Genomic DNA, 3,244 nt, shown 5'->3' on the forward strand with positions numbered 1-3,244 from the left:
GAGCCAAGTTCGAGTTTCATCTGACTTTTTCCAAACCCATGCAGCGATTTCGACCGCACAGGTACGAATTTCCCTTATTTTCACATATTCTTCACCCCATGGGTTATATGGATACCAGAAATCAAACCGGACCTGGGCCATGGTTTTGTCACGAATTGTTTGAACAATACCGCCAAGTTCGGTGAGCTTGCGGACTTCGCCAACACAACGTGCGGCAAGAAAAATATGCTTGCAGGTTTGCTCCGGGTCGGATTGCCCAATCAACCATTTAAGAATGTCCCTAACAAACCGTGGAGCAAGCATCCCTGCCAGTAGTGTAAGGACTTCATGCCAAATCTCATCCATCCAATGGCCAAAAATGCCCTCTTTGAGCTCATCCAGTGAAAGCGACTTTTCGGTCTGGAAACGATCACGGATTTCCATGGCACAAAAGTATTCCAGAAAGGTTCGGTGGACAAAGGCATAGGTCCGCGCCCCCAACCAACAAAGCATGAAGTTTCGTCCGCGCAACTGATCTATTAACGCACGGGCTGCTCGTTCAGGCCGCAGATTGGGCACATCCTTCAAGCCATCGGCCAGCGTTCGTTCAAGAGTCTCTTCATCAATAAGATTCCCGGCAAGTCCTTCCTTGCTGGTCTGCATCTCATGGGCGACCCGCCGCAGAAGCTCATGTTTGTCCTTGAAATCGAGCGAGGCCTTGTCCAGCTCGGCATCGGTGCCAAAGGCAGCTTCAACCTTCCATTGATGCAGAAGCAGACGTGCACATTGTTCATACAGCTCGGCACGGTCGCGGGGAAGGTCCTGGGTGCGATTGATGATCGCCATCATGGTTAAGAGTAGCGGGTTTCCGGCAAGCTGCCGGATGGCACTGGAATCCGCGATAGCGCGGGCCAGCAGTGTATGTTTCTCTTTCCCCTTGGCAGGGTCTTCGTATGCACCACGATGCCACCGGGCAAGAAAGTCGTCAATCTGCGCCTCGTCCAGTTCCTGGAGCATGAAATGGCGGAATTTTTCATCACGCCACGCCTGGTGCTGATAGCCGATGACACGCGAGGTGGCGATAACGCGGGCCAGGGGATAGGCGTCGGAGAATCGATGGATCGATATCGAAATCTCCCGACGCAAGGCAGGGTCGAAGATTTCATCAAGGCCGTCGAACATGACTATGCTCGGATTGGTTCTCAGCCATCCATCAAGCTGGTTCTTGTCGAAATGCCAACGCACGCTGGCACCATCATGCAGGTAGCGAAGAAAACCATCCGCCAACCCATCCCGGCGCAAGCGCGCGTATTCGCGAAGCTCGATGACGAGCGGCAACGGGGTACATGAGAAATCCGTTACGACAGTTTCGGCCCACCGTAGCAGGAGATACTGAATCAATGTGGATTTACCGGAGCCGGGATCACCAAGAATCACAATTCTGGTAAGGGTCGGATCATCGACAATTTCCAGAATCGGACGGGGGGATTGATCCAGGTAAGCACGCCAGTGTTCCTTGAGGAGCTCTTCATCAATTTCCTTGTTTTCCAGTTCTCCGGCCTTGCACAGCTGGAGCTGGAGTTCTTTCGGCAATTCAAAGACACGCGGCATGAACTCAACGCACTCCCGTGCATGTTGCTCGATAAACATGCCGGTCAGGGTAAGCGGTTTCATGTCATGCGTGGTCGGGTCGAGTTCTTCAAGCTTCAGCCGGCCATGGCGCTTTCGCATAGCCTGCTGGTAGGCACTGAGATCAAATCCAGCGCATGAGATCACGCATGGTTTTAGCCCGGTTGGCGCACCACCCGAGGGAACAAGTCCTTTCAAAAACGGAGCAAGATCCGCATAATTCTCACCATAGGCCAGCGGCTGAAGCCAGGCCGCGTCTTTGAGCTTGCGTTGGAATTCGGCAACCTCAGAGGTGCGGCATAGCAGGACGTGACGTGGGGCAATATCCTTCAAGGCTTCCCTGCCCCAATCGATAAGTCGGCCAAAGTTGGGATCGAGTACCGTATCCCCACAACCAACGAATAGAAGGGTACACCCCATTGTAAAAAATTCGAGCACGGCCTTGGCGTGCGGTTGGTCCTTTACCTTTAGATAGGATTCCAAACCAAGCACAACCGATTCAGGTTCCCGGAACCAACCGTGCAGGTGAAGCACGGCGTTGCCCATTTTCCCCTTTAAGATATCCTGAACGTCGTCAGCTTTTAGCCAGGTTACAGCGGTTCTGCCGGTAAAGTCCTCAATCAGGTTGTCGTAATTGAGGGTGGCAAGAACACCAGGAAAAACGCCTAAGATTTGGGGAATGGTTGAATCCTCAACTACTAATCCTCCAATCGTATCTTTCAGCCAACCGCGAAACGTGCCTGGGCTTTTGTCCTTCATGCGCTGGGAAATCGTTTCGGCCGCATTGATCATGAAATCGATTTTACCGCTATCGATCTGCATGGTGAGCAAATTGACATCGCCATCATCGGCCACACCGATATCCCGGCAATGATTTACACCGTGCCGCAACAGGCCGCCCCATGTGGCAACCGGGTAGCCTTCGAATTCTTGATTACCGCATGCCGCGACGGACACGCCCGTGCCCGTGATGGTGACCACACGGCCAGCGGCGATATCCGACTTCAGCTTTTCGATCAGGGTTTCTCGATTCATATGACGGGGTCCATTCAACGCTTCTTGGCATTTCTGCAATCACGCGCGCCAATTGGTTTACAGATGGGTAACGTACCTGAACCTTACGCGTCGGTTCCAGTAATTATCCCCATGGGTCATAATCTTGAGCGAAATGGAGCAAATCGAACGTTGAAACGGGTGGTTCTTGAAATGCGATGATTTCACCAGCGTTATAGCAACCGGTATCAATCTGTCAATTTCAACCTGCCGCCCGATGCCATTTGGAAGGACATCCCCATCCCAAAGAACCAACCCCCTCACCCATCATTGGACAATCCAATACCATCACCAAAACCCATCCAAATTACAAATTGGACTTGACCTGCGTTCCGTGAAATACGCGGACTTATGCTCATAAAACCATTAGCCATCGCGTGAAAGAGGAGATCGCAACGATGAAAAATGTATTTGCCAGCCGTTGGGGAATCATCAGTGTGGGCGGCCTGATCGGCATTCTCGCCGCACTGCTGCAAAAAATGGGCAATCCCGGAAACATGGGCATTTGCGTGGCCTGTTTCGAACGTGACATCGCCGGCGTGGCCTGCACCGCGCCGCGGTGGTGCAGTACATCCGGCCGGAA

The 3,244-nt window shown here is 52.6% G+C and carries 1 protein-coding gene and 1 pseudogene; one reads left to right on the forward strand and one right to left on the reverse strand.

Annotated features, from left to right (window positions below):
- Positions 1-2,643, reverse strand: a 2,643-nt coding sequence (locus tag JCM12296_RS33620; protein ID WP_054702338.1) for an SIR2 family protein, incomplete at its 3' end; no start/stop codon positions are given.
- Positions 2,644-3,059: 416 nt separating this feature from the next.
- Here JCM12296_RS33620 and JCM12296_RS33625 point away from each other — a divergent pair.
- A pseudogene (locus JCM12296_RS33625) lies at positions 3,060-3,244 on the forward strand (hypothetical protein); the annotation flags it as partial.

Origin of the sequence: Desulfosarcina cetonica JCM 12296 (assembly GCF_001311845.1) — a bacterium.
Lineage (GTDB): Bacteria > Desulfobacterota > Desulfobacteria > Desulfobacterales > Desulfosarcinaceae > Desulfosarcina > Desulfosarcina cetonica.